At 45.7% G+C, this 25,962-nt stretch carries 18 protein-coding genes; 7 read left to right on the top strand and 11 right to left on the bottom strand.

The window, feature by feature from the left end; translation table 11 throughout:
- Nucleotides 1–57: 57 nt before the first annotated feature.
- From tsf to V7S65_RS22585, 7 genes are all read right to left on the bottom strand, one after another.
- The gene (gene tsf / locus V7S65_RS22615) at nucleotides 58–882 is read right to left on the bottom strand and encodes a translation elongation factor Ts (protein WP_079471348.1); all 825 of its coding nucleotides are present in this window, start codon (nucleotides 880–882) and stop codon (nucleotides 58–60) included.
- A gap of 132 nt (nucleotides 883–1,014) precedes the next feature.
- Nucleotides 1,015–2,010, bottom strand: coding sequence for a 30S ribosomal protein S2 (gene rpsB, locus V7S65_RS22610; RefSeq protein WP_079471349.1), 996 nt, complete (start codon nucleotides 2,008–2,010; stop codon nucleotides 1,015–1,017).
- Nucleotides 2,011–2,102: 92 nt separating this feature from the next.
- Nucleotides 2,103–2,492, bottom strand: a complete 390-nt coding sequence (rpsI, locus tag V7S65_RS22605; RefSeq protein WP_079471350.1) for a 30S ribosomal protein S9 — start codon at nucleotides 2,490–2,492, stop codon at nucleotides 2,103–2,105.
- Nucleotides 2,493–2,506: 14 nt separating this feature from the next.
- Nucleotides 2,507–2,950, bottom strand: coding sequence for a 50S ribosomal protein L13 (gene rplM, locus V7S65_RS22600; RefSeq protein WP_079471351.1), 444 nt, complete (start codon nucleotides 2,948–2,950; stop codon nucleotides 2,507–2,509).
- A gap of 269 nt (nucleotides 2,951–3,219) precedes the next feature.
- The gene (locus tag V7S65_RS22595; RefSeq protein ID WP_111577284.1) at nucleotides 3,220–4,596 is read right to left on the bottom strand and encodes a RagB/SusD family nutrient uptake outer membrane protein; all 1,377 of its coding nucleotides are present in this window, start codon (nucleotides 4,594–4,596) and stop codon (nucleotides 3,220–3,222) included.
- 53 nt (nucleotides 4,597–4,649) lie between these two features.
- Nucleotides 4,650–7,715, bottom strand: coding sequence for a SusC/RagA family TonB-linked outer membrane protein (locus tag V7S65_RS22590; protein ID WP_336387580.1), 3,066 nt, complete (start codon nucleotides 7,713–7,715; stop codon nucleotides 4,650–4,652).
- A gap of 260 nt (nucleotides 7,716–7,975) precedes the next feature.
- Complete coding sequence (locus V7S65_RS22585; protein WP_336387581.1) at nucleotides 7,976–8,668, bottom strand: zinc metallopeptidase; 693 nt, start codon at nucleotides 8,666–8,668, stop codon at nucleotides 7,976–7,978.
- A gap of 560 nt (nucleotides 8,669–9,228) precedes the next feature.
- On the opposite strand from V7S65_RS22585, the gene radA reads away from it, so the two are divergent.
- The 6 genes from radA (at nucleotide 9,229) to V7S65_RS22555 (ending at nucleotide 15,459) form a co-directional block, all read left to right on the top strand.
- Nucleotides 9,229–10,605, top strand: a complete 1,377-nt coding sequence (gene radA, locus V7S65_RS22580) for a DNA repair protein RadA (protein ID WP_079471773.1) — start codon at nucleotides 9,229–9,231, stop codon at nucleotides 10,603–10,605.
- Nucleotides 10,606–10,632: 27 nt separating this feature from the next.
- On the top strand, nucleotides 10,633–11,322 hold the full coding sequence (locus tag V7S65_RS22575; RefSeq protein ID WP_079471355.1) for a ComF family protein: 690 nt from the start codon (nucleotides 10,633–10,635) through the stop codon (nucleotides 11,320–11,322).
- A 95-nt stretch (nucleotides 11,323–11,417) separates the two neighbouring features.
- Nucleotides 11,418–11,939, top strand: a complete 522-nt coding sequence (locus tag V7S65_RS22570; protein WP_079471356.1) for a glutathione peroxidase — start codon at nucleotides 11,418–11,420, stop codon at nucleotides 11,937–11,939.
- Between the two features lie 118 nt (nucleotides 11,940–12,057).
- Complete coding sequence (locus V7S65_RS22565) at nucleotides 12,058–12,609, top strand: hypothetical protein (protein WP_133256133.1); 552 nt, start codon at nucleotides 12,058–12,060, stop codon at nucleotides 12,607–12,609.
- A gap of 24 nt (nucleotides 12,610–12,633) precedes the next feature.
- Entirely contained in the window at nucleotides 12,634–13,773 is a 1,140-nt protein-coding gene (locus tag V7S65_RS22560) for a DNA polymerase III subunit (protein ID WP_336387582.1), read from the top strand.
- A 147-nt stretch (nucleotides 13,774–13,920) separates the two neighbouring features.
- Nucleotides 13,921–15,459, top strand: a complete 1,539-nt coding sequence (locus V7S65_RS22555; RefSeq protein ID WP_336387583.1) for a PSP1 domain-containing protein — start codon at nucleotides 13,921–13,923, stop codon at nucleotides 15,457–15,459.
- 424 nt (nucleotides 15,460–15,883) lie between these two features.
- On the opposite strand, the gene V7S65_RS22550 is transcribed toward V7S65_RS22555, so the two are convergent.
- Nucleotides 15,884–16,936, bottom strand: a complete 1,053-nt coding sequence (locus V7S65_RS22550; protein WP_111577278.1) for a nucleoid-associated protein — start codon at nucleotides 16,934–16,936, stop codon at nucleotides 15,884–15,886.
- Nucleotides 16,937–17,089: 153 nt separating this feature from the next.
- On the opposite strand from V7S65_RS22550, the gene V7S65_RS22545 reads away from it, so the two are divergent.
- A complete protein-coding gene (locus tag V7S65_RS22545; RefSeq protein WP_079471360.1) occupies nucleotides 17,090–17,992 on the top strand; it encodes an SMP-30/gluconolactonase/LRE family protein in 903 nt (300 codons plus the stop codon).
- Nucleotides 17,993–18,050: 58 nt separating this feature from the next.
- Here V7S65_RS22545 and V7S65_RS22540 read toward each other — a convergent pair whose 3' ends face one another.
- The 3 genes from V7S65_RS22540 to V7S65_RS22530 all read right to left on the bottom strand — a co-directional run bounded on the left by V7S65_RS22540 (nucleotide 18,051) and on the right by V7S65_RS22530 (nucleotide 25,864).
- Entirely contained in the window at nucleotides 18,051–21,071 is a 3,021-nt protein-coding gene (locus V7S65_RS22540; protein ID WP_336387584.1) for a glycoside hydrolase domain-containing protein, read from the bottom strand.
- Nucleotides 21,072–21,189: 118 nt separating this feature from the next.
- Complete coding sequence (locus tag V7S65_RS22535; protein WP_336387585.1) at nucleotides 21,190–22,671, bottom strand: RagB/SusD family nutrient uptake outer membrane protein; 1,482 nt, start codon at nucleotides 22,669–22,671, stop codon at nucleotides 21,190–21,192.
- Nucleotides 22,672–22,693: 22 nt separating this feature from the next.
- On the bottom strand, nucleotides 22,694–25,864 hold the full coding sequence (locus V7S65_RS22530) for a TonB-dependent receptor (protein WP_336387586.1): 3,171 nt from the start codon (nucleotides 25,862–25,864) through the stop codon (nucleotides 22,694–22,696).
- Nucleotides 25,865–25,962: the final 98 nt, after the last annotated feature.

Below are 25,962 nucleotides of genomic sequence, written 5' to 3'. Positions count from 1 at the left end.
TTATGCGCAAAAAAAAGGAGAGAAACGAATTCTCTCCTTTTTTTTGATATGTTTTTCTTAACCTAAAGCAACTCGCTTAAAGCTGGTTACTTTCAGGTCAGCATCTACGGACTTCAGGTAATCCGCTACGGACTTATTATTGTCCTTAACGAAAGCCTGTTGCAGCAGGGTGCTTTCTTTGAAGAATTTATTTACTTTACCGGCAGCGATCTTTTCCGCCATTTCAGCAGGTTTGCCTTCTGCTTTCACCTGTTCAACAGCGATTTCTTTTTCGCGGGCGATCAGTTCAGCAGGAACGCTATCTGCATCAACTGCGATAGGGCTCATTGCTGCGATCTGCATAGCGATATCTTTACCTACTTCTTCAGAAACAGGCTTAGAGAAAGCAACCAGTACACCCATACGGTAGTTACCGTGAATGTAAGAGGTTACGCCACCAGCTTCAACGAATTCGAATTTATTGAGGGTGATTTTTTCACCGATTTTTGCAACCTGGTCGTTTACTTTATCAGCAACGCTTGCGCCATCCAGTTGAGCAGCATTCAGGTCTTCAACGGTTTTGATACCGCTCGCCAGTGCCAGATCAACGATTGACTGTGCAAATTTTACGAAGTCTTCGTTTTTAGCAACGAAGTCAGTTTCACAACCCAGACCCACGATAACGCCGGATTTACCATCTGCTGCTGTTTTAGCGATGATAACGCCTTCTTTGGTTTCACGATCGGAACGTAAAGCGGCCACTTTCTGACCTTTCTTACGCAGGTAGTCTACTGCTTTTTCAAAATCGCCATCACTTTCTACCAGTGCCTTTCTGCAATCCATCATACCAGCACCAGTTTGCTGACGCAGTTTATTTACATCAGCTGCTGTAATTGTTGCCATGAGCTATAATTAGTTTTATGTTGTAAAAATTATTGCAAGTACTTAATCTGCTTTCAGCTATTAGCCTTTAGCTGTTAGGGACCATATTGGTTGAACTAACTGCTAAAGGCTAATAGCTAAAAGCTTAAAATATTATCTTCCGCCGCCTGGTTTTCTTGGACCGCTGCTGCCGGCACCAGATGGACGACGTTGTCCGCCTGCTGCACCACCACCACGGTTAGCACCGCCACCGCCACGGTTAGCGCCACCGCCCTGGCCACCAGGACCACGGCCGCCGCCACCACGGTTAGCACCGCCCGGACCGCCTGGACCACGACCACCACCTGGTGCTCCTGGTTTGCGACCTCTTTCACGGTCTTCACCACCTTCAACTTCAAATTTGCGTGCTTTATCGTCTGCTTCTTCTTCTTCCTCTACTTCTTCAGATTTCTCTGTAGCTCTTTCAGAAAGACCTTCAGCGATAGCTGCGCAGATATAGCTGGTGATGATAGCGATAGATTTAGTAGCATCGTCATTCGCAGGGATAGCGAAATCTACTTTAGTAGGATCGGAGTTGGTATCCACCATACCGAAAGTAGAAATACCCAGACGCTTAGCTTCTGCCAGCGCAATGTGTTCGTGGCTGATATCAACCATAAACAGCGCTGCCGGTACACGTGCCAGTTGGGCAATACCACCCAGCACTTTCTCCATTTTCTCTTTATCGCGGCTTAAAGTAAGACGTTCTTTCTTGGTAATGTTATCGAATGTACCGTCCTGCAGCATTTTTTCAATGCTCTGCATTTTCTTTACACTCTTACGGATCGTAGAGAAGTTAGTGAGCATACCACCTAACCATCTTTCAGTTACGAAAGGCATGTTGATGTTACGCGCAGCATCTGCCACGATTTCTTTCGCCTGCTTTTTAGTAGCAACGAACATGATCTTCTTACCGCTCTTTGCGATAGATTTCAGGGCAGCTGCTGCTTCCTGTAATCCTTCTACGGTTTTGTTCAGATCAATGATATGAATACCTTTCTTTTCTGCGAAAATATAAGGCAGCATCTTGGGATTCCACTTTTTCTTCAGGTGACCGAAGTGAACACCTGCCTCCAGTAACTGCTGCTGCAATGAGGTATTATTTTCCATGTTTATATTGCTCAATTAAAAGGATCAAATAATGTTTAGCTTTTAGCATCCGGCGAATTAGCCCGGAGCTAACGGCCAATAGCTCAAAAATATTAGCGTTTAGAGAACTGGAAGCTTCTTCTTGCTTTCGCTTTACCTGGTTTCTTACGTTCAACTCCACGTGGATCGCGTTTCAGCAAACCTGCAGCTTTCAATGCAGGACGGAACTCAATGTTCACTTCGCATAAAGCACGGGCAATACCCAGCTTAATAGCTTCTGCCTGACCTTTGATACCACCACCCTGTGCATTCACTTTCACATCAAATTTATCGAGCGCCTCGATAGTTTTGAAAGGCAGTTCCACCTGGTTCTGCAGGTAGATCAAAGAAAAGTAGTTTTTATAATCTTTGTCGTTAACTGTAATGTTACCGGTACCCTTGTTGATGTAAACACGGGCAACAGCTTCTTTACGACGACCTATTGTATTTTTTTGCTTTTCCATGTATCAGAGAAAAATTAGAAAGTTAATGGTTGTGGTTTCTGCGCAGCATGAGGATGTTCAGCACCAGCATATACAAATAATTTTTTGTACATCGCACGGCCCAGACGGTTTTTAGGCAACATACCTTTAACAGCCTTTTCGATCAACACTTCAGGACGGCGACGGATCAGGTCCTTTGCTAATTCGATTCTCTGACCACCTGGGAAACCAGTGTAGTGCATGTATTCTTTTTCCTGCATTTTATTGCCGGTCAGGGCAATCTTCTCTGCATTGATCACGATGATATAATCACCACAATCAGTATGAGGTGTATAGTAAGGCTTGTTTTTACCCCTCAGGATAGCAGCCATCTTAGCAGCTACTCTTCCGAGTGTCAGGTTAGTAGCATCTACTATATGCCAGTCACGCTTTACGTAAGCGTCGTTAGCCGATTTAGTTCTGAAACTTAATGTATTCATTGTTGTATACGATAAAAATTACGTCTTGTAAACAATTCCCCGATTATGGGGAGTGCAAAGGTACATTGCTCATTCTTAATAACCATACATTTTGGGCACTTTTTTACGGACCACCCTTGCAATTAATTGATTTTCAATAAAGAATTTGTATAAAAGTTATTAACAGCAGCTATCCACGCGGTTGATAACTACTTTTTTTATCATATAAGTGCACAAAAAAGCACCTGGTCAAACAACCAGGTGCCTTTTCTTAAATAGCCGTATATCTTTTAATATCCCTGATTCTGACTCAGGTTGGGATTTACATCTCTTTCAGATTGCGGTACGGGTAAAACCAGTTTAGGATCATTGTAGTTCAGGTTACCCACCTTCAGCTTCAAACGCTTAACTGTCCACAAACGGTCGCCTTCAAAGGCAAGCTCCCTGAATCTCTCATCCGCAAAGTCATTGGAAGTAACCACAAGCAACGGCGTGGCTTTTGCCCTGCTCCTCACCTCGTTTATATCTTCCAGCGGTGTTACACCTCCAACAGGAGCCCCGCCCTTGCGGAAGTTAGCCTCAGCCCTTGTCAGGATTACTTCAGAAAGACGAACAATAGGGATCGCCTTATACAAATCCTTGAATTTGCCGGTGTAAGTACCGGGAGCACCGGTAATGCTCACCCCGCTATATACAAAAGCCTTACGTGTATCGTTGTCTTCATAACGATCCAGGAACGCAGGCAGGATCTGTGCATCTCCCCTTCCAACAGGCTTTGCTGCATAGAAAGTGGTCATACCATTGTTAGATGTACCGGCATTACTCTGCGTAGTTTGCTGGATAATGAAAATGTCTTCAGAGGAAGCAGCAATATTATTAAATGCCTTCTCAATGGTGCTTTCCAGGTTGAAACCGCCATTAGTGATCACCTCATTGGCGGCAGTAGCCGCTTCTGCATATTTTCCCTGGTTCATATACACACGGGCCAGGAAAGCCAGCGCGGAATACTTGTTGGCACGGCCGTCATCATTAGATTCCGGTAATCCTGCAGCCGCATCTGTGAGGTCTTGTATCACCTGTTTGTATACGTTTTCAACAGAGGCTCTTGGTTTGTTATCCCGGTCAGGGACATATGTTCCCACAGATTCCAGTATCAGCGGCACCGCTTCATTGGTGGTAGTATTACCGGCAGAATAAGGCTGCCCAAAGAAATTTACCAGGTCGAAATAAACGATGCCCCTGATGAATTTCGCTTCTGCTGCAATACTCTTTTGCTCACTTGTATCTACCACACTGATTTTTTCCAGCACGGTATTTACGCCTGCAATGGCAATATAGGCGCGGCCCCACATGCCTTCTGCAATACTGAGCGTTTTATCCTGTCTTTTCTGGAATACCTGTCTGTAGTTAACAAAGGTACCTACCCATTTCAGTTGCTCATCGCCTGCCAGCAAATCAGCCACAAACAGGTTACGTTCTCCGTAAGAGTTAAAATGCTGCAACGCACTGTAACTTCCAAAGAGAACCGCTTTTACATCCTCTCCGGTAGTGATTTGGTCAGGCGTTATCTGCTGTTGAGGAAGCACATCCAGTTTTTTATTGCAACCATTACCCGCTATCAGCATAAGCCCTAACGATGCATGGATTATATATTTTGTGATTTTCATGTTTTGAGTGTTTTTAATTTACGATAACAGAACCTTTAATTGCAGCTGATCCATCAAAAACGGATATTCACTCCTGCTGTAAATGTTCTTGCCTGAGGAATGGTATAAAAGTCAACCCCACCGGAAGTATTGGTAGAAGTATTTGATTCTGATGCCAAAGGAGCTGTATTCACTTCCGGATCGCTCAGATAATCGGTTTTAGTCCAAAGATTGTAACCTGCCACATATACTTTAATACCCTGAATCTTCAAAGCAGACATAGCTCTTTTAGGCAGGTTATAGCTCAGTGTTACATTCTTCAAACGGATATAAGAACCATTATAAATATAGCGGGAAGTTGCTTCTGCACCGGTACCATAATAGTAGCCCACCTTAGGAACATTGGTAATATCGCCAGGTTTCTGCCATCTGTTAAGGATGTCTCTTGTCTGGTTATCCAGCCCGTTTGCAAATCCTGTAGTCTGATAGATACCTGCACCGTTGTAGATGGAATTACCATTTACAAATGTGAAGAAAACACTCAGGTCAAATCCTTTGTAGGAGAAATTGTTCGTGAAACCACCGGTAAAATCAGGGTTAGAATTACCCACCACCATTTTAGGCGCTTTACTGAACTCTGTTGTGGTTTTGCCACTTGAATCGAGATACAATGCTACACCTGTTTGAGGATCTGCACCAGCAAACTTCGGTAAATAAAAAGATCCGATCGCTTCTCCTTCAACTGCACGTTGTGATCCGGTATTGATGATCTGTCCCTGGAGATCAGTGATTTTATTTTTATTGTATGCGATATTGAAAGTAGTATTCCATTTAAATTCACCTTCCAGGTTACGGGTAGTCAGGGAAAATTCTATCCCTTTGTTTTCCATTTTTCCGAGGTTACGGAAAATGCTGGCATAACCAGTGGTAAGCGGAATATTTACACTTAGTAACAGGTCTGTTGTATTCTTTTTATAGACATCTATTTCTCCGGAAATTCTGTTATTTATAAATCCGAATTCAAGCCCCGCGTCTACCTGAACTGTTTTTTCCCATTTCAGATCAGGGTTACCAATGGTTCTTGGCTGGAAACCCGGTAGATTGGGATAGTTGGTAATGTTGTACAGGGACAGGAAGCGGCTTTCACCTATTTCGGCGTTACCTGTTAAACCCGCACTGGCTCTCAACTTCAGGAAACTGAGCGCTTTTGATTCTTTCAGGAAATCTTCCTGCGAAATTACCCAGCCCAATGAACCGGCGGGAAACACACCGTATCTGTTATCCGGACCAAAACGGGAAGAACCGTCTGCCCTTATACTAAATCCTGCCAGATATTTTTCGTTATAGCTATAGTTAGCTCTGAAGAAATAAGAAAGGAAAGTATACTTGTAGTTTTCAGAACTACCGAAAGTTACTGTAGTAGCTCCTGACAGATTCTTCACCGCATCAGACGGATAACCTTCTGCCTGGATACTCGCAGAACGGTTATCATTCTGCAGATAACTCATACCTAACACCATAGACAATTTGTGCTTGCCGCCCAGTTCTGGATTAATGGTGAAGAAGTTGTTAGTGTTCAGGGATATACTTTGTGCATTAATAGATTGTCCTTTACCAATGCCGGCTCCATCCTGCGATAGTTTACTTTTGAAGTAATCTTCGTTCATGTTAACGATATCCGTTCCTACTTCAGAGCGGAAGTTCAGCCAAGGCAGGAATTGGTAGCTTGCATAAACATTCCCGAGAGTACGGAAAGTGATCTGTTTATCGGTATCGTATAATGCATCCAGCAAGCCGTTGTCATACAAAGTTCTTGCATTGGGCTTTCCTGTTTCAGGATCGATTAATGGAGAAATAGGTACCTGTGCCACCAGCTGACCTGGAGTAGAGAAAGAGTTATCATCCGTAACCCTGTCGAGCTGTGAACGGTTAACGCTCATGTTGATACCGATGTTCAGTTTTTCAGTAGCCTGGTGATCAAGGCTCAAACGCGCACCATAACGGGTGAACCTGTTATTGATTACTATCGCATCCTGACCGCTGTAGAAACCGGAAACAAAAAATCTTGTCTTTTCATTACCACCAGTAGCGGAAAGGTTTACCTGGTTGGATCTTGCCACATCACGATATACCTGGTCTTCCCAGTTGGTATTTACAGCCAGGTTCCGCCAGTCGGTACCTAACGAATAATAATCCAGGATATCCGAGTCATACATTTTAGTATAGTCATCTATAGCTTCCTGCTCGGTACCATAACCGGTATCGCCATTGGCGAAATCTGTTTTACCATCATTTACTGCTGCCTCATGGATCAGATCTATATATTCTTTTGCATTCAGGAATCCGCGCTTTTTTGTTGGCTTAGCCCAGCTTGTGTTTACATCCAGGTTAAAAATTGTTTTCTGGTTAAGCTTCCCTTTTTTGGTAGTTACCAGCACCACGCCATTAGAGGCGCGGGCTCCGTAAATAGCCGATGCAGACGCATCTTTCAGTACTTCTACGGATTCAATATCATTTGGGTTAATATCAACGAGGGGGTTGGTAACTTCATTATTGGCATCTGACTGGAGGCTGCTTTCAACGGGCATACCATCCACAATGTATAATGGCTGACTGCTGGCGGAGATAGAAGAGGTACCACGAATTCTTACTTTGATACCCTGTCCTACTTTACCACTACCGGATTCGATTACCACACCGGCAGCCTTACCCTGAATAGCCTGTTCAAAGCTTGGCACAGGTATATCTTCTATTTCTTTGGCGTTGATCTTGGCAATGGATCCGGTTACATCGCGTTTAAGCTGGGTTCCGTAACCTACCACCACTACTTCAGAAATGTCTTTGGTACTGCCACCCAATGCAACATTAATAGTACTTCTGCCAGAAACGGGCACTTCCTGGTCGGCATAACCAACAAATGAGAATATGAGTGTAGAAGCACCGGGTTCCACATTCAATTTAAATACACCGTCGGCGTTGGTAACGGTCCCTTCTTTAAGACCTTTCACCTTAATGGTTACACCTGGCAAGGGACTACCATCTCTCTGGTCGGTAACTTTACCGGTAACTTGTTTGGACTGGGCAAACGAAAGCATACAAAATAGCAATAGGATGCCCATAAATGAGAAGAATCGCATCATGGCTCTGAGTTTAGATTTAGATTTAATGTCAGCAGGCTGAACTATTTGGTTGAATGATTTGGTTGAACAAGTGATACATTGGGCTTAATTCTCATATAAGCAAAACACCGGAAAATTGGTTGACCTTTTCCGTGGAGTAAAACTAAAAAAAAATTTCTACTTTTCTTAATTAAATGTTAAAAGAACTAAATCTAAGGGGATTTTTAAACAAAAAAAGGCAGCCATCAGGCCGCCTTTAATAATATAACAATCTTATCTAATTAGTTATTCCTGCTCCTTGCACCCGTATATATTAATACATAATATACCAGCGTGGCGATAGAAGCGAGTGCCGCTACTACATAAGTCATGGCAGCCCACCAGAGGGCATTTTTCGCCTTATCGTGTTCCTCCCTGCGCATAATGGTGGTGTTATCCAGCCAGGCCAGGGCCCTGCGGGAAGCATCGAACTCCACGGGCAGCGTTACCACGGAAAATACGGTGGTAAGCCCAAAAAGGATAATACCGGCCAGTAACAGCTGCGGGAAGGTGTTTATGAGGAGGATACCGGCCAGCAGCACCCATGAAACGATATTGGAGCTGAACTGCACAATGGGTACCAGCCTGGACCGGAGACCCAGCCAGGGGTAGGCAGCCGCGTGCTGTACTGCGTGTCCGCACTCGTGGGCGGCCACCGCTGCAGCGGCCACATTGGCGCCGTTGTATACGTCGGGACTCAGGTTTACCGTTTTATCGGCCGGGTTGTAGTGATCGGACAGAAATCCTTCTGATTCACGTACCTGAACACCGTATATCTGATTGTCTTTCAACATCTTCTCTGCAATCTGCTTACCGGTTAAACCGGAAGAGGTGGGTATTTCGCTGTAAGCCCGGAACTTACTTTTGAGCACGAAGCTTACCAGCAGGCTGATCCCCACAAAAATCAGCGATAAAAACATGATTCCAGGTGTCATAATGATATAAAGTTAGATGATCTTATGGCACAAATATCTCACCAGATCCCCCCTTTTAAGTTTTATTTAGCACTTAACTGCCATCCCTGCTTTTTGTCTGGAAATTATAAATTTAACACTGTCATTATGGCGTTAAAATTATTTTTTACCGCAAAAAAGCGCCTGTTTGTCATTTAGAAAAATGTGTTTTATTAACATTTATTCATATACAAAAATCATCAACATCAACCCTATTTATCAACATTTTACGAGCCTCCAATGAAAGTAATATTAGATAAAAACAACCCCTGAAACAAGCGATGGCAGCCACTTTCTCAGATCCTGCCAATACCTCAAAAGTTATTCACATCAATTAAATAAACTTTTTTATTCTGAAGCCATTTTGTAATTTAGACCTGAATTTAATGGGTTAGTAAGTAGAAAGAGTCAGCGGAATCTTCCGTTTGGCTCTTTTCTCTTTTTATACCTCTTCATCTCCTTTTTTAACACTTCTCTTCTTATCATTTCGGTTCAATAAATGTAAAAACGTTACTTTGTAACGCATCCTTTTTATGAAAATTATGAGTAAAATTAGAACCGCTTTTTTCTGTCAGAATTGTGGATATGAATCAGCGAAATGGAATGGAAAATGTCCGAGTTGCGGAGAATGGAATACGTTTGTGGAAGAAAGAGTGCAAAAAGATATTCCACTCAAACAAGCCGAGTGGAAAAACAACGATACCTCTGCTCCCCGGACACACAAAATAATTAACCTCGCCGAAGTAGTTACGAAAGATGAAGAAAGAATATTAACACCCGACAATGAATTGAACCGTGTGCTGGGAGGCGGCATAGTAGCGGGTTCACTGGTATTGGTGGGCGGAGAACCCGGCATCGGAAAATCAACACTCTTCCTCCAGAACGCACTACAGCTGAAGCATATCAAAACACTTTACATCAGCGGTGAAGAAAGTGAACAACAGATAAAAATGCGGGCCGACCGCATCCAGAATTCCAATGAACAATTCTATCTGCTCACCGAAACTTCTACGCAGACAATCTTCCAGGAAATTAAAAAATTACAGCCGCAACTGGTCATTGTGGATTCTATTCAAACATTGCATTCACCATTTATAGAATCTGCACCGGGAAGCGTATCGCAAATCAGGGAAACAACCGCCGAATTACAACGCTTCGCCAAAGAAAGTAATACGCCCGTATTCCTTATCGGACACATTACCAAAGATGGCTCCATTGCCGGCCCCAAAGTGCTGGAACACATGGTGGATACGGTTTTACAGTTTGAAGGCGACCAACATTATGCCTATCGCATTCTCCGAACCATCAAAAACAGGTTCGGTTCTACCGCAGAACTGGGCATTTATGAAATGACCGGCACAGGACTCAGACAGGTAACCAACCCATCAGAGATCCTCATTTCACAACGGGAAGATCTCCTCAGCGGCGTAGCCATTTCTGCCACCATGGAAGGAATGCGCCCCCTCCTCGTAGAAGTACAGGCGCTCGTTACGCAATCCGTTTATGGTACACCGCAACGTACTGCCACCGGCTTCGACCTGCGCAGGTTGCAACTGCTGCTGGCCGTACTCGAAAAACGCGGCGGCTTCCACTTCGGTGTAAAAGATGTGTTCCTAAATATTGCCGGCGGCATCCGCGTGGAAGACCCGGCCATTGACCTGGCGGTATTATGCGCCCTGCTTTCATCTTATGAAGACAATGCCATTTCACCCAAAATTTGTTTTTCGGGAGAAGTGGGTCTCAGCGGTGAAATAAGAGCCGTGAACCGCATTGAACAACGCATTGCAGAAGCAGAAAAACTTGGCTTCGAGAAAATATTTATCTCCCGTTACAACAAAAAAGGAATTGATTTCAGTAAATTCCATATCGAAGTAATTGCTGTAGGAAGAGTGGAAGAAGTGTACCAGCGGTTATTCTGATTACCATATCTTTAAAAAAACCAATCGATGCTTACCAGTTTGTTTTCCCCACTGGTTCATCTGTTTTATCCGCATTGCTGTGAGCTATGCGGTACTGATCTGCATCAAACAGATGAACTGCTATGCCTGCGTTGTATGCAGGCGTTACCCCTCACCCATTTCCAGCGTTATCCCAACAACCCGGTAGCGCAGGTATTCAGCGGAAGGGTTCCAGTACAACAGGCCACCGCCACGTATTATTATAACCAGTCGTCCGGCCTGCAACACCTGATTCACCGGTTTAAATACGGGCAACGTCCGGATATTGCTACCTGGCTTGGTAAACAAACCGGTTACCAGCTGCAGGAAAGTGCCTGGATCAGCAGTATCGATTTCCTGGCGCCGGTGCCTTTGAATCCCCGCAAGGAAAAGAAGCGCGGCTACAACCAGGCCACCCTCCTGGCCAATGGCATTGGCCAGGTAGTACAGCTGCCGGTATACCCGGCCACCCTCCGCAGGGAACAATTCACCGCCACCCAAACAAAAAAGGGACGAACAGACCGGTGGCAGAACGTAGCCGCCGCTTTCCAGGCCAATGGCAACCTTTCAGATGGTTCACACGTACTACTGGTCGACGATGTAATTACCACAGGCGCCACTACTGAAGCCTGTTGCAGGGCCCTTCAACAGGCCGGTGCCCGGGTAAGCGTTTGTTGTCTTGCCTATGCCTGGAAATGAGAAGGCTAAATTCTTCTCTTTTTTTATCACGGGAATGCTAACTTTACAAATACAGCCCCGCGCTGTATTTTAATCTGTCTTTAAAAAAAAACTATATGTTCAGATTAGCTATACTATCAGTTGTTATGTTTTTTGCCTCCTCCCATCTTTATGATTTCAAAGTAGATGCCGTTGACGGAGGAAAAATCGATTTCTCCAAATACAAGGGAAAGAAAGTATTGATCGTGAATACCGCCTCCCTGTGTGGTAACACCCCTCAATACGAAGGCCTGGAAAAACTCTATAAGAAGTACCACGACAAACTGGTTATCGTTGGTTTCCCTGCCAATAACTTCGGTTCACAGGAACCCGGCAGCAACAAGGAAATACAACAGTTCTGCACCAAGCAGTATGCAGTAACCTTCCCGATGGCAGCCAAAATTTCCGTAAAAGGCGCAGACATTCATCCCCTGTACAAATGGTTACTGGATGAAAGTAAAGCCAAACACATGGAGCCTGCTGAAGTTACCTGGAACTTCCAGAAATACCTGCTGGATGAAAAAGGTAACCTGGTAGCTGTATTTTCTCCCAAAACACAGCCGGAGTCGGCAGAAGTGATTGCTGCAATTGAGAAGTAGCTCTTTTATTACCTACATCTAACTTTTGTGTATAAAAGAAATTTTGCAGATACTTGCGTAAACGTATATCCGTTTACGTGAGTATCCTGTTATTCATTATACAACGCGCACCATATTCATGAAACACTACCTTGTTCCTACAAATAACGCCTTGCCGCTAATGGCATTGCTTTGCTTTTTAGTGATGCTTTCTGCGTGCCAGCACGAAGTAGATCCCCCTTCGCTTTCATGTCCGGAAATGCAAATGGTTACCACCATTGGAACCAGCAACAACACCATGACCTTTAGCCGCAGCCTTCTGTTCCGTGAACGGACAGACACCGGCGGACTAAAATTCCTCAGCGTGGAAACCGTATCCGATTCCTGCAGGGTGGTATTTAACCTCACAGATGGTATGTATGACGAAGCCGGATTGAAGAATGATAGTTTGCACCTTAAAACTTATACCTATACCCGGCAGGGAATACAAACCGGCGGACTGGTGGCTGTAGCCATTAAAAACAGCAATGGTGAATTTACTTATCTGACCACAGATTCTTCCAGCGTAACAGTCCGTAAAATGAATCTCCGGGCACAAACAATTTCCGGCACCTTTTATTTTACAGATAATGAGAAGAAGATCAGTGGTACCGGCACGTTTGAAAATGCCTGCTATGTATCTCTTCAATAAACCCCTTTTCGTTATCTTGCGCCCATGCTTTTTTCTGATATCATAGGACAAGGGGATGTAAAGCAACAGCTCGTTCAATCCGTACAACATAACCGGCTAAGTCATGCCATGATACTGCTTGCTCCCGAAGGTGCAGGTGGCCTTCCGCTAGGACTGGCTTTTACACAATACCTGGTTTGCGAAAATAAACAAGCACACGATGCCTGCGGCCAATGCGCCGCATGTACCAAAGCCTCTCAATTTGTACACCCGGACATTCATTACTCTTACCCGGTTATTCCGCGTAAAACAGGCGACAAACCTGTGAGTACCGACTATATCACCGAATGGCGGGAATTTGTAACTACACATGCTTATGGCAATGCGTACGACTGGCTGCAGTTTATAGGCGCCGAAAACAAACAGGGTAACATTACTGCTACTGAGTGTCAGGACATTATCCATAAACTGAACCTGAAAAGTTTTGAGAGTGGTTATAAGATACTGGTGATGTGGATGCCGGAATACCTGGGCAATGAAGGTAACCGCCTGTTGAAACTGATTGAAGAACCGCCTCAGAATACTTTGTTTATCCTGATCGCTGAAAACCAGGAACAGATACTGGCCACCATCTTATCAAGAACACATCTTATCAAAATAAATCCGCTGGCAAAAGAAGACCTGGTAACAGCGTTGATCCAGAAAAGTAATGTTCCTGCGGCAAAGGCCCAACAGATGGCTACCATTACCGCAGGCAATTACCGCGAAGCCCTGTACCTGTTGCAGCATTCAGATGACGACTATCATGAATTGCTCCGCAGCTGGCTGAATCACCTGTTTACCGGTAACCGGGTGGCCCTCCAGGAATGGATCGAAGGCATCTCCAGTGCAAAAAACGGCAGGGAAAATCAAAAGCAGTTCCTCCGCTATTTCATCAACCTGCTGGAACACACGCTCCGCCTGCAATACCTGGATAAAAGCCAGCTGGCTTTTTCCACAGAAGAAATGGACTTTGCCGCCAAGCTGGCCAAACTGGCCAACCTGGACCAGATGCAGGAAATTACAGAAGCCCTGAACAACGCCAGCTACTATATAGAACGCAACGCGAACGGAAAGATGTTATTTCATGCCCTGTCCATCAAGCTGCAATATATATTTAAAAAGAAACCTTTACCGGTTATGTAATAACCACCGGCATCCTGCGGAGCTTATCAGCTGCTTTTCCCTATCTTTGTTGCTTCCGGCCTTTTGTTTTTCTGAAAGGAAAAACGTATTTTGAAGAACTGGAATAACCTGAAATGCTTATTTATAAAATTTAAACTAATTAATAATATGGCTTGTGCCGGATGTGGTACGGGTGTGGAAGGGAAGCCGTCAGGATGCAAGAGTAATGGAGGATGCAGCACGGGAGGTTGTAACAGACTGAATGTGTTTGACTGGCTGTCCAATATTCCCCTTGGTGATAGCTTAGCACCATTTGACATTATAGAAGTGAGTTTTAACAATGGCAGCCGCAAGGACTTTTTCCGTAACGTAACCAAACAATTCTTTGATAAAGGAGAAATGGTTACTGTAGAAGGAGTTAGCGGATTTGACGTTGGTACAGTAAGCCTGACGGGCGAACTGGTAAAACTACAAATGAAGAAGCGACGCGCTGAAGACACACCCGAAGTAAAAAAAGTTCTACGCCGTTCAACTAACGACGACCTGCAGCGAATGAATGACAACAAGTCCCGCGAGAAAGAGGCGCTCATAAAATCCAGAGCCCTTGCCCGCAACCTCGGACTTGAAATGAAACTGGCAGAGGTGGAAATACAGGCCGATGGCCGTAAAGCCACTTTCTTCTACACCGCAGACGATCGTGTTGATTTTAGAGAATTGATCAAAGTATATGCCTCTGAATTCAGGGCCAAGGTGGAAATGCGCCAGATAGGCGCCCGCCAGGAAGCCGGAAAAGTAGGTGGCATCGGCAGTTGCGGCAGGGAGTTATGCTGCTCCACGTGGCTGTCTGATTTCAAAAGCGTGAATACTACCGCTGCCCGGTACCAGAACCTGTCTATCAACCAGGCCAAGCTATCCGGACAATGCGGCCGTTTGAAATGCTGCCTCAACTACGAGCTCGATACCTACCTCGATGCCCTGAAAGACTTCCCCGACGATGCGGATAACATTGAAACTGCCGGCGGCGTTGCCCACCTGCAGAAACGGGATATCTTCAAAAGCCTCATGTGGTATTCTTATGAAGGCAGTAACAAACAGTATCCACTCACCATTTCCAGGGCTAAGGAAATACGCCTCCTGAATAAGCAGGGTATTAAACCAGATGACCTGAAACCGGTAGAAGTAGTAACCGCCAAACCAAAAGAAACGGATCTCGGATACGCAGATGTGGTTGGGTTAATCAGTCTGAAATCTCTCGAAAAAACAGCACAAAAGCGTAAACAGAAAGATAAAGACAAACAAAAACAACAAAGAGGCGGAGAACGTGGCGAGCGTGGAGAACGCCCGGAACGCGGGGAACCCAAACAAGCCCAGGGCCAGGGTCAGCCAAGAACTGATTCCCCCAAAGCTGGTCAAAGACCCGATAACCGCCAGCAAGGTGATCGTAAACCGAAGCCGGACAACCGCCAGCGGCAACAAGGTGGAGGCCAGCCCAAACAGGGTCGTGAACAACAACCCCGTAACGAGCAACAGCCACCACGCCCGGAACAACAGCAGGGACAAAGACAACCAGCTGCTCCGAAACAACCCGGACAACAACCGGCGCAACCCGGTCAGGGAGGCGCTCCCCGGCAAGACAGGCGTCCGCCACGGCATAAACACCGGCCGCCTAATCCTAATAAAAACAACAATCCTGAAAAGGGACAATAAAAATAAAAAAGACAACCAGCCGGTTGTCTTTTTTATTGCCTGCTTATATTTTAACGGGCACATGGGGCCTTATATCTCCTGTTAACATTACTTCCCGGATGCCTCTGCGATACTTCGGACCTGCGTATCTGATGGACTATCCATGCACTATCTATACTGTTCCCATGCACTCCTCATGCACTCCTCATGCACTATTGATGCACTATCCATGCACTATGTCCCCTCAGCCCCCCTTCGGGGACAGCAGATTTTTGAAATACCAGATGATGGAAATGTAATCAGAGAAAACCAAATAAAAGGCCGCCCAGACGAGGCAGCCTTTGTTAACAATTGGTTTTTGCTTATGAGAAAACTTAAAAAATGCTAATTTATATCTCTTCACAAAATCAATCACACAGGTGCCTCTACTGTCTGTCACACGGTTTTACGCTTCATTTTCAAACAGTAGCTTATAATAGTTCATGTTAGTGGCTTCGTCGAAACCGCGCTCAATCATCTCGCGGTTGCCATGAATATATACATGAAAGTTACGATCCAATTTCAGAATGCTCTTAAATACTTTCTGCTGTTTCTTTACAGCAGGTGCAGATATTTCAAATTCGTCAGGGATATCTTGTTGAAAATGATTCGCATATTCGTTTCGGTACTCCTTAAAAGAAGCTATGGCGTCGGGATGACCCAGTACTTCTTTCGCAAAATCGTCCAGTTGGAATTGTTCTTTTTCCTTGAAATAAGCGGCTGATTTATTTAACAGATCTACCTGATCCACTCTGTCCATCTCATACTCCGTTGGCAATTTGTTGTGTATAAACTGTTTACACATGTCCACCGCGGTTTCTGTCTGATGGTAACTATCTTCCCGGCGCTGTACCTGTAAAAAGGCATCCTTCCAATACACCGCCTCGGTTTGTTTGCTGTTGCTATCTACGATACTTACCTTAAAGCCCTCGGTTTCTTCCGTATTAAATATCAGACAACCTTTATCCAGCTTATTAATATTTATACCGTCCTCGTAATTTACCTGGTAATTCTCGTCTGCCAGAAATACTTTCAAATAAGTATCGCGGTTCTCCGACTTAAAAATGCCTATGGCTTCTACCTCTTCACCATCCACCTGACACTTGCTAAAGTAGGCTATATAAAGCTCTCCCCCTTTGATTTTAGGATGGGTGGAATGTTTATATAGATGTTTGGCAATATTGACCGACTGCTCCTGGAATTCATTTTGGTCAGTAAATATACGTCGACAATATTGAAATATTTCATTCAATTGCAGATCTGCGTCATGACGGAATCTGAAATACTCTGCTGCATTGGCAAAAGGCTGAATAAAATATGTTACCAATAACTGGCTGATCGTTTCATCCTCCAGCTGCAAAGGCGCTTTGGAACAGAGCAGGGCCTCGTCGTTAGTGGGATTCCCTACCTTGTGTATCGTTAATTGCGCCAAATCTTTAAACTCCGAAACATGGATCATGGGCGCAAAATTAATAAATTAGTTGACAGGCAACAGATCCGTTTTCCCCGGTAATTATTTCTTGATAATTTCATTACATACCCTCCCTCCCATCCATATACGCTGAAAAATCTGGAATAGTTCCTTAATTTAAAGTTTCAAAATAAAACGAACATGAGAAAATATATCTGCCTGCTGGCAATGATGGCCGGATACGGCCTCCCGCTGATGGCGCAGCAAAAAAACACACACAGACCTGTATACGAAACCCGTGACCTGACAGCAGAAAATATGTTTTCCGTAAATATTGAAGGACCCAACTTTGACAAAGCAGGCAATTTTTACGTAGTAAATTTTCAACAGGATGGTACCATTGGTAAGATAAATACCAAAACCGGCGCCGGTGAAATATTCGTAACACTGCCCGATAGCAGCATCGCCAATGGCATTCATTTCAACAGCAAAGGAACCATGTTCCTCCCGGATTTTATCCGGCATAATGTGCTCACCATTGATATGAAAACCAAAAAAGTAGGCGTATACGTTCACTCTGATCAGTTCAATCAACCTAATGATCTCTGTATCAACAGCAAAGACCAGATCTTTGTCAGCGATCCCAAATGGGCCAGCAACACCGGCCAGATCTGGCGTATAGACCCCGGCAACCATACGCCCATCCTGCTCGAAGGCAATATGGGCACCACCAACGGTATTGAACTCAGCCCCGACGAAAAAACACTGTATGTAAACGAAAGCGTGCAACGGAAGATCTGGAAATACAAGGTGGATAAAGCCGGTAACATCTCCCGGAAAACCTTATTCGCTACCTTCCCCGACTTTGGTTTCGACGGAATGAAATGCGATAAAGTGGGAAACCTCTACGTGGCCAGGTGGGGAAAAGGCGTGATCGCCGTGCTGTCGCCGAAAGGAAAACTGATCCAGGAAGTACCCCTGAAAGGGAAACAATGCAGCAACCTCGTGTTTGGGGATAAAGACGGCAAAACCGTGTATGTAACCCTGCAGGACCGGAAATGCGTGGAAACATTCCGGGTAACGATACCGGGTAAACGCTTTTAACTACGCTATAAAAAGAACGAGGACATCAGCTGATGTCCCCGTTCTTTTTAGTTATAACTTACTTTATAATCAGCAGCCAGCCCTTATTCTTTTCTACAGGGATGCCGGCATCTTTACCAAACACCTGCCCCTGCTGGAAGCTGCGTATATCCGGCGCCGTTATCACTGCCTTTGCAGGATCTATGCCCAGCGCTTTCCAGTCGATGGTGAGTTTAACCACCGTGTTTTCCGGCGCCCAGCTGGCCAGGGAAACCAGTACCGCGCCATCTTTCCGGTAAATAGTAGCCGGCACCAGCGGGTTATTGGTTTTAACCGGGTTGTTCTCTACCCAGTAGCCAATCATTTTTGTTCCCTGCATACCAAAATCATCCCACACTTTCCAGATAGGACGGGGATCAGATGTAGCAGTCCACGGCATGCGGTTAGTCATGCCATACACCATACCACGCCACTGGTTACCGCCATCCTGGAGCATTTCACCCATCAGGCCAAAGGGAATACCGCTTACTTCCGTGAGGAAAAAATCCGGATCATTCTTCTCATAATCAAAATATTCACCAAACCAAAGCCTGTTCAGGTAAGGGAAGTGCTCCATATAAAGTACCGCACTGTTAATAAACCCATCGGATTTATTATACTGGTTGGCAGAATGCAAATCAATAATACCCGGGTGATTATCCTTTGTGAGCACACGTTTCACGCGCTTCATGGTTACCCGGTCAAAAGCCACATCGTCCAAGTAAATACCATCAATGCCTACGTTTTGCACCAGCCAGTTCATCCCTTCCACATAATAGTTGTGCCAGCGGTTCATGCCGCTGTTGATGAGGGCGGCATCCTTAAACTCCGGTACAAACCACGCCGCGATGTAATCTTTACCCACGTGCTCCTGCAGCCAGGAGAAGCCACCGCCGTTACCGGAAGTATATACTTCATGCCCCAAACTGCGCAGCGGGAAGGTTTCCCAGGCATGGTTCGACAACTCCCTTACAGTATTATAGATCTTCACTTTCAATCCTTTCTGGTGCGCAGATGTAATGTAATCCTTCATTGCGCTCCATTCAATGAACGGATAGTTGATCCAGGGGTTGATGTCGTTGCCGTGGTGAATGTTTACCACCGTAGCCCCGGTAGCTTTAATGCTGTCGAGGTTATTATACCGGTGGTAGAAACGGGTAGACCACTGGAAATCGGTGTTAACCGGGTGAAACGGCGTAATGATCAGGTGGAAGTTATAATACAACACCTCTCCTTTATGCAGGGTTCTTTCACCACTGTAGTTATTTACCAGTATGGCCTTCCCTTTTTCACCGATGGTGATGCCACCTTTATTGCCATTACCCCAGGAAGTGGGCAGCAGTAAAGGTTTCTGCAGGTAGAAGTTTGTATTCAGCGGGCGCACATAATTTTCATCCCGCAGGTTAAACTGGATACCGGCATTCACATCGCCAATCCAGGCGCCATCCTGGTTTTTACTTTTCACATCCCACTTCCAGTCGATCTTTTCCGGGCGCATCCCGCCCTTCTGGTTCAGGCCCATCATATACTTTGCGGCGCCTTTATCAAATGGCAGGTGCATCGTAATATCCTTCAGGGATACGTCTTCCAGGGCGGTTACTTTCACGGTGTAGTCGAGGAAGCCGTCAAATTCGAGGGAGGCGTTTACTTCCATTTCCAGGCCGGTAGTGGTGTTCACTGCTTTCCAGCTGATTTTGCCGGGCGTTTGTTTGGTAACCTGCCAGCCATTGCTTTGCCAGTGAAGATCCTTGCCGGTAGCGGCATTGATGAAATGGAAATGTACCGGTTCGGTGAAAATATTCTTGGGCTGTGTGGACAGCGAAGTCATTTCAGGCGTAAAAAAAGTCTGGATCTGGGCAGGGAAGCCATCTTTATTGATACTTACTTTACGGCCCAGTAAGCTGATCACGCTGTCTTTCATTTCCAGTGGCGTATAAGGGGCGATCACGGCGTCGTCCTGTGCCAGCGTGGAGTTCAGCCATTTCAGGCGGGTTTGTTTCCAGGGCTCGTTAAAGCCGCTGTTCACTGCCAGTTTATTCGTTACCGTTAGCGTGATCCTTACCGGCATAGCAGGCATACCTTCCGCCTTTACAGTGGCAATCCCTTTATAGATACCTGCAGCAGCGTTTTCCGGAACATCTATGCCGCACCACATGGCCTGTACTTTTCCTTCCGGGATATTCACCGTTGCTGAAAAAGGTTTTGCATCATAAGTGGTACCGGTGGTATTGATACAGTTGAGTTGTGTTGCCGGAATCGTTTGACCAGTGGCCGTTTTCAGGTCGGCAAAAGAAATCTGTACATCCTTCATTTCATGACGGGCGTAAATGCCCAGCTGAAATGCGTAGTATTCTCCTTTACCGGCTTCGCCGGAGAAGGACTGCGAGGGTCCTTTCTTTGTCCAGCGCTGTGGCAGGTCGTCCGTCATTTTAATGGGAAACTGCCTGTCTTCAGGGAACAGCATATAGCCGCCACCCGGATGTTTCAGCAGCAGTTGCTTTCTTTCTGCTTCCGTGGCAATTACTTCCATCGGGTAAAAAGTATTGAAGCTATCGATAGCCTCCAGCTGCTTCACGGTGGTATTGGGCTTTATGCCTGCCGGTATGGATTGCAGCCAGTTGTTATCAGCAGTTTGTTCCGGCGCCAGGTACACACCTTTCGGATAGTTATCGCGGCCTTCATTCTTGGAAGGCAGGTAATAAATATAGTAGTCGCCTTTACCGGAGGTGGGTTCAAAGCAGATATCGCCCTGTTCACGGGTAAGCGCCAGCGTTTTTACATTGGTAACCTTTTGTTTTGTTCTGGCATCTTCAATAATGATCCGTTTCAGCTCCGGATGTTCATCGCGGCGGCGCCAGGGGATTACTACGCGGGCTACGCCGGTGGCGCCATTGAAGGTAACTACCGCACGGTGGTTACCGAGCGAGTCTGCATTCCAGTTGTTGTTGCCATTGGTATACTTCAATTCCTGGGCGAGCGCCGTGGTAAGGAAGCTGAAAGTAAGTCCTGCCAGCAGCAATCCTTTCCTGAAATTGCGGGAAGGGTGGTTTGTCTGATACATGAAGGATAATCAATTTTTTAAATGTTCACCGGTTATAAATTTACTACTGTTGCGGTTTCTTTTCCTGATTATTTTATAAAAGCAAAAGCCCCGGTGAACGGGGCTTTTACCGGTATTTCTATTGGATCGGGTTTTGCACCAGGTTAGGATCAAGCAATATTTCCTGCTCGGGAATAAAGTGTACCACCCTTGCATCTGTATAGGAAACTGTTTGCGGATTGGTTTGCACGCCGGGATAATTCCGGTATACATTCCGGTTGTTGCGGAACAGGTCAAATACACGATGTGTTTCAAAGGCCAGTTCCAGGCGGCGTTCGTCCAGTACTACATCCAGCACAGAAGCATAGCCATGCAGGTCTGATACGGTGAACAGTGCCGCGCCGCTTAATCCGGCTCTTTTACGGATGGTGTTTACATCATCGATAGCGGCAGCGTTATTGTTCAGCTTCGCATTGGCTTCTGCACGGATCAGGTACATTTCAGCCAGGCGCAATACCACCGGTGAACTGAGGGTAGGCACGTTATCCTGGTTGGAATATTTCAGCACATACCATTTTGGTACGCCGTTGCGGGAAGCCATTACTTTCTGGCCGCCGGCATTCACGGAATCCCGGCCATCAGCGCCTTTCAGGTAAACCGCCTGCACAAAGGAGTTACGGGCATCTGCCGGATATTTATGCAGCAGATCGAGGTACGATTGCGAAGCATACATTTCGCCATAACCCATACCGCCGGGCGACATATAATACATAGAGCCGATAGAGCCCCAGGTACGGTCGTCCTGCAGGGTATGATGAATAGCAAAGATGGTTTCCTTATTGTTTTCATTGGTTTTGGTATAGTATCCGGGAAGATCAGATGTATTCACCAGGGAATACTGACCTGAAGTGATCACAGAATCTGCATAAATACGGGCAGAATCATTTTTTCCCATGTAGAGATATACCCTTGCCAGTAAAGCCATAGCGCCGTATTTGGTGGCATAGCTGTTGGTGTTGGAGTTATCCATCAGGTCTTTTCCTTTCTTCAGATCTGCTACTACCTGCGCGTATACATCTTTTACGGTGCTACGTTTAGGCATCGCAGTTATATCGAACTTAGTTACCACCGGCACGCCCAGGTTAGTTTCAGGGTTCTGTGTATAAGGACGGCCGAAAGACCTTACCAGGCTGAAATGTACAAAGGCGCGGATGAACAGGTTTTCCCCGATCATTTTATTCACAGCATCCGACTTACCTTCCGTCATTACTTCCAGCAGCTTATTACAGCCGTTGATAGCCTTGTATCCTGCCCGCCAGATCTGCAATGCATTGGCCTGGTTGGTGAGGTGTCCGTAAGTATAAGAATAGAAGAGCGCATCGGTAGTGGCACCGCTCAACGCCACATCATCACTTGGGAACTCTCCCATCTGGAAATAGTTGCGCGTAAAACTTTCTTCTTTCAGTAACGCATAATTACCCACAGTAGCCGCCGGCCATTTAGTTTCATCTTTCAGGATATTATCATCCGGAACAGCACTATACGGGTCTTTCTTCAATGAACAGGAAGTAGCCACTGACAACAGCAACAGTCCTGCAAAATATTTCGACATGTGTTTCATGATCATCTCTTTTTAGCTCCTGTTAAAAATTAATTTCAAGACCTGCAAACCATTTGGTGCTGGACGGATACTTGATGTAGTTGATACCCCTGTCATCTACTTCCGGATCCAGACCGGAGAATTTGGTTAATGTCCACAGGTTATCACCGCCAATAGAAATTCTGGCGTTTCCAATATGCGCGCGGTCCAGCCAGGCTTTGGGCAACGCATAGCTCAGGTTTACGTTTCTCAGACGCAGGTAGCTTCCGTCTTCCAGGAAACGGGAAGATGGTTTATGTGAGTTTTTATTTCCTTTGATAGTATACTTCGGATGGGTAGCTACATCGCCCGGTTTTTCCCAGCGACTCCAGTCTTTATCCAGCTGCATCATATTATAGGTATAATACGCGCCATCATTATCCATCAGTTCACGGGTGCTGTTATACACATCATTGCCGGAAACAAAGGCCAGGAAGGCGCTGAGCTGGAAGTTTTTATAGGAGAAGGTATTACGCATACCACCAAAGAATTTTGGCGTGGCAGAACCCACAATCTGCAAAGATGCATCGTTGTAATTGTTGGTAGTGGTTTTGCCGGTTACATTGCCATTAGCATCCGTAACGAGCTTTTCCCACAGCGGATCACCATTGGCAGGATCTACACCCACCCATTTGCGCATATAGAAACTACGCATATCCTGGCCCTGTTGCAGGATGAAATAACCGCTGATCGGATCTACAATCTGGTTCTTTCCGGTATACAGTTCGGTTACCCTGTTTTTATTAAAGCCAATGTTGAAGTCGGTGCTCCATTTAAATGTACCTACCAGGTTATCTGTACTCAGGTTGATTTCAAGTCCTTTGTTACGCACAGATCCAACGTTCTGTGAAATGTAGCTGTAGCCGGCAGTAGCAGGCAGCGGCACGTTGAACAGGAGGTCTTTGTTATCTTTCTGGTATAATTCTATCGTCAGGCTAATCCGGTTAAATAATCCCAGGTCGATACCAATGTTGGTATTGTATGCTTTCTCCCACGAAAGGTTAGGCACATTGTACACGCTTTGGTAAGCGCCGGGGAAACCATTGTACTGCGTATTGATAGAATATGCTCCGATAGCGCTGTAGTCGCCGATTTCCGCATTACCGGTAGTTCCGTAGCTGGCCCTTACCTTCAGGTTGGTGATGGCTTTTATCTGTTTGATAAAATTTTCTTCAGATGCTGCCCATGATGCTCCAAAGGCATAGAAGTTACCATACTGCTGGTTGGCGCCAAACTTGGAAGATCCGTCTCTTCTGAAGGAAGACGTGAAGTAGTATTTGTAATTGTAGTTATAGTTGGCCTGTACAAAATAGGAATTAAAAGCGCGGGCTATTTTTGTACCGCCAATAGACATCGGCGAAGAAGTACCATCCAATACCTCTACACCCTGCAGGATACCTTTACCTTTTGCATTGATATCATTGAGATTGGCTTGCTGGAACTCAGCGCCTACCAGTCCGTCGATGTTATGCACCTTATTAATGGTATACCTTGCTTTCAACAGGTTGGAGCTGATATAACTCGCAGAATCCTGGTAGTAGTTATACAGGTTACCACGGTCGTCGGTGCCGGAGGAGGTGCGCACATCCCCGTTGCTTTCCTGGTTGAAGTGGTAATATTGCGCGCGGTTGGTGGAGCTGAAAGACAACCATTTGGTGATGTCATATTCCAGTTTCACCAGGGCCTCGAGCGACTGTCTTTTATTTTTAATATAATTATACTGCTGGTCGTAGAGGAAGTTGGTCATATCCCTGCCATACCAGGTGGCGGCGGTGAGCGGGTTTACCGGCTTGCCTTGTTCGTCGTATGCCTTATCCCATGGGAGGTTGGTGTAGTACTGATACAGCGAACCGTTTGAATTATCGTGGTCGGAAGTTTGGGTTCCGGCAAAGTTGGCGCTGATGCGGAACTTATCAGTGATGTTATGATCCAGGTTGAGGCGGGCGCTGAAACGCTCTACACCGGTACCTTTCAGGATACCATCTTCTTTATAATAGTTACCGCCCAGGTAGAACTTTGTTTTTTCGTTACCACCGCTGGTAGATAATTCGTAGTTCTGGTTGGTGGCATTCTGGAAGGCCAGCTTCTGCCAGTTGGTGTTGATATTACGTTGAGATGGGTCCAGCGTGGCTCCTGCGGCCTTTTGCAGGTCGTACAGTTCTGTTCCGTTCATCAGGTGGAAATGGCCGGTATTGAGCTGGGCGGTTCCTACGTTGGTGCGGAAGTTTACCTGTGTTTTGCCGGCTTTACCTCTTTTGGTGGTAATTACCATTACGCCGTTGGCGGCGCGGGCGCCGTACAATGTAGTGGCGGCAGCATCTTTCAGGATGGTAACGCTTTCAATATCGCTGGGGTTGGGTAAACCGCCAATGATACCATCTACCACTACCAGCGGAGAGTTGCCCGCAGTAAGGGTTCCGTTACCACGGATGCGGATAACGGGTGCGGAAGCGGGGTCACCGGAAGTATTCCCTACAAATACGCCGCTTACTTTACCCTGCAACATTTTGTCCATGCTGCTGGCGGTTACGTCTTTCAGTTTAGCGCCGCTTACCGCCTGCGCTGCGCCGGTGAGGTTTTTGGTGGTAGTAGTGGTGTAACCCATTACTACTACTTCTTCCAGTTTCTTCGTATCAGGTTCCAGTTTAACATTGAGTTCGGAGCGTCCGCCTAATGTTACTTTCTGTTGCAGGTAGCCGATGTAGGAAAATATCAGTACGCTGTTTTCTGAAGGAGCCTGGATAGTGAATTTACCGGTGGCATCTGTTACTGCGCCGGTACTGGCGCCTTCTACGGTGATGGTTACGCCGGGCAACGGATCTTTGGTAGTGGCGTCTGTTACATATCCTGTTACCTTTACCTGTGCGGTACCCGTGGGAGTGATCACTACCAGGTTGTTTTCCAGCACGCGGAAAGTAACATTGGAGTTGTTGAAGAGTTCCTTCAGCACATCACTGATCTTTTTATCTTTCACATCAATGGTCACTGCCTTATTCAGATCAGTAAAGTTCTCGTTGTAGAAGAAGCGATAATTGCTGCTGTTTTCGATGAGTTTAAATACATCTTTCACGCTTTTATTTTCAGCATGCAGTTCTTTTATTTTATCCTGCGCGTAAGCATTAGCGGATACTTGTAAAAAACCTCCGAAAATCAGCAGACCCGTCAATTTCATCATGAGCAATAATTTTCGCCCGGGGCAAAATAATGCCGCCAGGTTTGCAGTGGATTTCATAAACTTGTATAGATTTTAGTTAAACGATAATTACGGTGGTT

The sequence above is a fragment of the Chitinophaga sp. CCNWYY40 genome, from assembly GCF_037483205.1.
GTDB lineage: Bacteria > Bacteroidota > Bacteroidia > Chitinophagales > Chitinophagaceae > Chitinophaga > Chitinophaga ginsengisegetis.
The sequence above is the reverse complement of the archived record's forward strand: the minus strand, read 5'-3'. Positions and strand labels throughout refer to the sequence as shown.